This is a genomic window from Nocardia cyriacigeorgica NBRC 100375 (assembly GCF_000308555.1).
GTDB classification, from domain to species: domain Bacteria; phylum Actinomycetota; class Actinomycetes; order Mycobacteriales; family Mycobacteriaceae; genus Nocardia; species Nocardia cyriacigeorgica.
In genome coordinates this window covers 1-5,528 of sequence record NZ_BAFY01000308.1, presented here as the reverse complement: position 1 = coordinate 5,528, position 5,528 = coordinate 1, and the positions used below count along the sequence as shown (strand labels likewise).

4 protein-coding genes are annotated in these 5,528 nt (G+C 68.7%); 1 reads left to right on the top strand and 3 read right to left on the bottom strand.

Going from position 1 to position 5,528, the window contains the following annotated elements:
• Positions 1-809, bottom strand: an 809-nt coding sequence (locus RJ05_RS26275) for a carboxyl transferase domain-containing protein (RefSeq protein WP_303621258.1), incomplete at its 3' end; no start/stop codon positions are given.
• Between the two features lie 538 nt (positions 810-1,347).
• Between RJ05_RS26275 and RJ05_RS26270 the strand changes: the two genes are divergently transcribed.
• Entirely contained in the window at positions 1,348-3,201 is a 1,854-nt protein-coding gene (locus RJ05_RS26270) for an AfsR/SARP family transcriptional regulator (RefSeq protein WP_051016928.1), read from the top strand.
• On the opposite strand, the gene RJ05_RS26265 is transcribed toward RJ05_RS26270, so the two are convergent.
• Together RJ05_RS26265 and RJ05_RS31555 are read right to left on the bottom strand one after the other, a co-directional pair.
• Positions 3,148-4,797, bottom strand: a complete 1,650-nt coding sequence (locus RJ05_RS26265; protein WP_211357651.1) for a GMC family oxidoreductase — start codon at positions 4,795-4,797, stop codon at positions 3,148-3,150. The genes RJ05_RS26270 and RJ05_RS26265 overlap by 54 nt on opposite strands.
• Positions 4,798-4,818: 21 nt before the next feature.
• Positions 4,819-5,528, bottom strand: a 710-nt coding sequence (locus tag RJ05_RS31555) for a Rossmann-fold NAD(P)-binding domain-containing protein (protein WP_036541982.1), incomplete at its 5' end; no start/stop codon positions are given.

Below are 5,528 nucleotides of genomic sequence, written 5' to 3'. Positions count from 1 at the left end.
CTCTGTTCGTCGGCGGCGACGAAGGCTGCCACGCCGGTGGTGTCGGCATGGCGGCGGGCGCCGCCGAGCTCCTCCCGGCTCACCTGCTCCCCGGTGACTTCGCGCACGACGTCGGGGCCGGTGATGAACATATTGCCGATGCCTTCGACCATGAACGTGAAGTCGGTCAGCGCGGGGGAGTAGACCGCGCCGCCCGCACAGGAACCGAGGATCACACTGAGCTGCGGAACCACCCCCGAGGCACGGACATTGCGAGCGAACAGCCCGCCGAAGCCGGCCAGCGCGTCGATGCCCTCCTGGATGCGGGCGCCGCCGCCGTCGTTGAGTCCGATCACCGGTGCGCCGCAGGAATCGGCGAGATCCAGTAGTTGGTGCAGCTTGCGGGCATAGACCGCGCCCAGGGCTCCGCCACGCACCCTGGCGTCGTGTGCGAAGACGAAGACGGTGCGTCCGTCGATGGTTCCCCACCCGGTGATCACGCCGTCACCGGCCGGGTGGGAATCCTCCATGCCGAACCCGACGGCCCGATGCTCGGCGAAAAGCCCTATCTCGGTGAAGCTTCCGGCGTCGAGCAGCCGCTCCAGCCGGCTGCGCGGGTCGAGTTTGCCTTGGGCACGGTGACGGCGGTCGGCGGCCGCGTCGGCGGGAGCGAGTGCGACGGCTCGGCGCTCGGCCAGGGCGTCGATCGCCGCGCGCATGGTGCTCGGCGCGGTGCCGGCGGGCGGCCGGGGTTTGTGGCCGTTGTTCCGGCCGGTGGCCGGTGGTACCCGATCGACATGCCGCACGAGGATCTCATCACGCAGAACCATTGGTCACCCCTGTCGGATTCTTGGTCGCCGTCGATGCTCATCGAGCGACCTTGAATTTTTCTCAGCGTTGGTCTCGAGCGGGCCGCTGAACCTCTCATGACGTGTCGTGGTTCGGTGAGTTCTTTCGATCAATTCGGAAATACATGGGATGTCAAGACGATTGAAAAGGGGGCAGGACGCAGAAATGTTTCGTCCCGAATCCCGCTGACGCGCAGGGCAACTCGCCGGCAACAATTGCGGAACTATCACGGCCGTGTTCACCAGCGCAAGACGGAGCTCATGTGGTGTTCGGCTCAGTGGCTATCTGTTCGCTGCCGTGCCATTGTCGGGATGTCCGGTAGACTGTTGCCGTGACCATGGCGGTCGCGGATGGTCAATTCGTGCATCGCCGGTGCGGTAGCGGCGAAATCGAAAATCGGAGGGTTTGCCGCACTACGTTTTCGGAGCGTTCACGTTTCGGTAACACTGCACGATGAATCGTCAGACCATTGTCGCAGCGGGATATTTCTGTGTATTCCGCGAGAAGTGTGGGGGACGCATGTTGTTCAGCATTCTCGGCCCGGTCGATCTTCGTGTCGAGGATAAGCCGATCGATCTCGGTCCGGCCAAGCAGCGCGCGATTCTGTCCGCGCTGCTCATCGACCGGGATCGGCCGGTGCCACTCGAAGTCCTGGTCGACCGGGTGTGGGGTGATACCCCGCCCGCGGACGTGCGAAATCTGGTGTACACCTACATCGCACGGCTGCGCCGGAAGCTCGCGTCGGTCTGTAGCGACGAGGCCGGCGATCCCGCGCTCAAGCGCGTGGTCGGCGGCTACTGCCTGCAGACTCCGCCGGAGACGGTCGATCTCTACGTGTTCCGGCACCTGCTGGAGCGGTCCAGGCAGCCCGGCGGCACCGGGGCCGAGCGCAGTACCCTTCTGACACAGGCGAATTCGATGTGGCGCGGGATCCCGCTGTCGGGTATCGGCGGGCGCTGGGCCTCGGCCATGCGGCACAGCTTGCAGCAGTTGCGGCACGAGGCACTGGTGGAGTGGGCCGATGTCGAAGTGCGTCTGGGTAGGCCCAGGATGGTGATCGATCCGCTCCGCCAGGCCTACGTGGAGAGCCCGCTCTCGGAATCGATTGCCACGCAACTGATGCTGGCCCTGCACAACGACGGACGCAGCTCAGAAGCGTTGCAGCTGTTCGACAATGTCCGGCGCCATCTGTCCACCGAGATCGGCGCCGATCCCGGGCCGGCCCTGCGTGAGGCACACAATACGATCCTGCAGGGCCATGCCACGCAGCCGGCGCTCGCCCCGGTCCCCGCGGTACCTGTGGACCCGGTCGACATCGCGCCGGAGTCCGGGCCGCCCGACATGCTGCCGATCGACCTGCCCGATTTCACCGGTCGCGACGATCACGTGCGATTGGTGCGGGACACGTTGACCCCGGGCACCGGCCCGCTGATTCCCTCGGTGGTGGTCCTGTACGGGCCCGCCGGCTTCGGCAAGACGACCATCGCTGTGCACGCGGCGTATCAGCTGCGCTCCCACTACCCGTCCGGGCGGTTGTACGTCGACCTCGAGGGCAACGGCGGATCGCCCGCCGATCCACACGATGTGCTCGAGCGGCTGCTTCGTGCCCTCGGTGTCCCTAGGGACGAGATCCCGGCGCGATTCACCGAACGAGCGGAGATGTATCGAGGACGGCTGGCCCGTTCGCGCACCTTGGTGGTGCTCGACAATGCCGTCGACGAGCCTCAGGTCGCGCCGCTGCTGCCGGGCACCGGGCATTGCGGCGTGATCGTGACCTGTCGAGTACGACCCGTGGTGCCACAAGGGGTTCCGGTGATCCGGGTGGATGCGATGCCGGCCGGTGAGTCCATGGCGCTGCTGCGCCGCCTCGCCGGAGAGCGGGTGGACCGCGAGCCGGAAGCCGCGCGCGAGCTGCTCGAGCTGTGCGGTGGTTCGCCGTTGCTGCTGCGGGTGGTCGGTAATCGGCTGATGATCCGGCCGAACTGGTCGCTGGGACGGCTGCTCACCCGGCTGCGCGATGATGACCGCCTGCTCGCCGAACTCGCCGACGGCAGGCACGACGTTCGCGCGCGCATCGCTGAGAGCTATCTGGCGATCGGCCCGGCCACACAGCGGTTCTTCGTGGAACTGGCTGCGCGGCCGGCCACACGGTGGTCGGCGCGGGCGGCTGCCCGTGCCCTCGACCTCAGTGAAGCCGAGGCCGAGGAACATCTCGAGCAGCTGCTCGACGTGCACCTGGTCGACGCTGCGCCGGGCGGTGAGCCCGGCGCCGACCTCTACCTGCTGCCCAAGCTGCACCGCTTGTTCGCCCGCTCGGTGTCAGCCCATGTCCGAACCCTTCCGGTAGCCAACCTCGGCGTGGTCGGCTTCTGAGCCGGCGCGGGCGAATCCGGCGCCGGCGTCGTCGGTGGCGCCGATCAACTCCGCGGCGCGTTCACCGATCATCACCGCGTGCGCGTTGGTGTGCCCGCGCGGACTGCGCGGGATCACCGACGCGTCCGCGACTCGAAGGCGCCCGACGCCACGCACCCGCAGCGCTTCGTCGACCACCGCCATCTCATCGTCGGCGCGACCGATCCGGCAGGTGCCGACGGGATGGAACACCGTCGTCGCGGTGGCGCGGACGAAATCGGCGATCTCGGTGCGGGTCTGCGGTAGCGGGATCAGCGGCTCACCGATCATCGAGGCCAGCGGTGCGGTGCGCGCGATGGTGCGAGCCGCCTGGTAGCCGTCGATCAGCCGGGACAGATCGGTGGCGGCCGTCAGATAAGCGGGATCAAGGCGCGGTGGCGTCGAGGGATCGGCGTCGATCAGATCGAGCCTGCCACGGCTGTCCGGCCGCAGCAGCACGACGCTGAGCGTTCGGCCGCTGACGAACCCCTGCTCGTCGAGGGCGACCGGCGACCAGATGAGCTCCAGGTCCGGTGCCACGCCCGGTCCGACGAACGCGACCGCCTCACCGATATTCGAGGTGAGCGGTCCCATCCGTTGTTCGTCGTACTGCCTGCGCGCCTCGGCTGTGCCGATATCGGCGAACCGATCGCTGCCGCTGACCGCGTAGGGCAGGTGGACGATGACGTGATCGTGCAGATTCGCACCGACACCGGGCAGCTCCACCACCGGCCGCACACCGGCGGCGGTGAGTCGTTCCCCTGGACCGATACCCGACCGCATCAGCAGCTGCGGCGTCCCGACCGTGCCGGCGCACAGCACGACTTCGCGCCGGGCGGCCACCGTTCGGTCACCGAGGTCGATCGCGACCGCATTACCGTCGTCGTCCAGCAGGATTCGTTGCGCCACCCGGTCGGTGAGCACGGTGACCTCACCGCGCGCCACGGCCGGATGCAGGTAGGCGTCGGCGACGCTGAACCTGGACCCGCCGCGCTGGGTCAGTGGGGTCAGCGCGGATCCCGCGCCGCCGGGGTCGGCGAGACCGCCGGCCGGTTCCGGCAGCCCCGCCGCGGCGCAGGCATCGAGGAAGGCCCGGGTGCTGGGATCCGGGTCGGCGGGCGGGGAAATCCATTGCGGCCCGGCGATGCCGAAACCCTGGCCGGATGTCCCCACCCACCGTTCCGCGCGGCGCAGCTGACGCGACATGAGTTCCCAGGACCAGGACGGCCCCGCGGCGGCCTGCCAGTCGTGGAAGTCGGCCCGGAACCCCGGCACCCACATCTGGAAGTTCATCGTCGACGAGCCGCCGACTCCCTTACCGCGCGGCCAATACACCACGCGGCCGTCCAGGCCCGGCTGCGCGACCGTGGCCAGACCCCAGTCCCGTGCGGATCCGAACTGATGCACCGAATGCAGCGGCACCCGCAGTTCGGGATCGTCGTCGGAGGGGCCCGCCTCGATCAGCGCGACCGTCACCGTGGGGTCGGCGCCGAGCCGGGCCGCGACGACGCAGCCCGCCGATCCCGCGCCGACCACCACATAGTCGAATTCCAGGGCCGTGGCCCGGTGCTGGCTCATATCACGTGCTTTCGAGGGAACTCAGAGCGCGGCGAGCTCTTCGAGCAGGCCGGGCTGCGACGGCGTCCAGCCCAGTTCCTTGCGCGCCTTGGCGCTGGTGGCCACCTGGTCGAGCAGGAACGCCTCGACCATGACGCTCCAGTACTGCTGCGCATCGGTGGGATCCCAGTCCTGCACGCGCGCGTCGTGCTTGGTCGCCACGACCTGCGCTGCCGCCTTGACCTGCACCGACTCGTCGAGCGCTCCGAGGTAGACCGAACCGGCCGGCGCGGATTCGACGGCGAGAGCGTACAGCTCGCCCAGATCGTCGGCGTGGATCACCGACCAGCGGTTGCTGCCGTCGGCGAAGTGGCGCACCACCGCACCGTCGTCGTCGTTCTGCGGGCTCAGCAGCATGGGCACATAGCCGCGGCCGCCGCCGTAGACCAGGCCCGGGCGAATCCGGATGGTGCGCACATCGCGTGCGACCGCCTCCTCGAGCAGCTTTTCCACCGCAGGCCGCCACGAGACCACCAGCGGTGGGTCGAACGGTGATTCCTCGGTGGTGACGGTGTCGCCGCTGTTGCCGTGCAGCCACAGACCGCTGGTGTAGGCGAAGGCCTTGCCGGTGCCGGCGAAGGCCTCGATGAGGGCGGCCACGACAGTGTTGTCGAGCTCGCCTGCCCGTTCGTCATTGCTGGAGGCCGTATGCACCGCCGCGTCGACGGATGCGGCCGCGGCGGTGAGCGCGG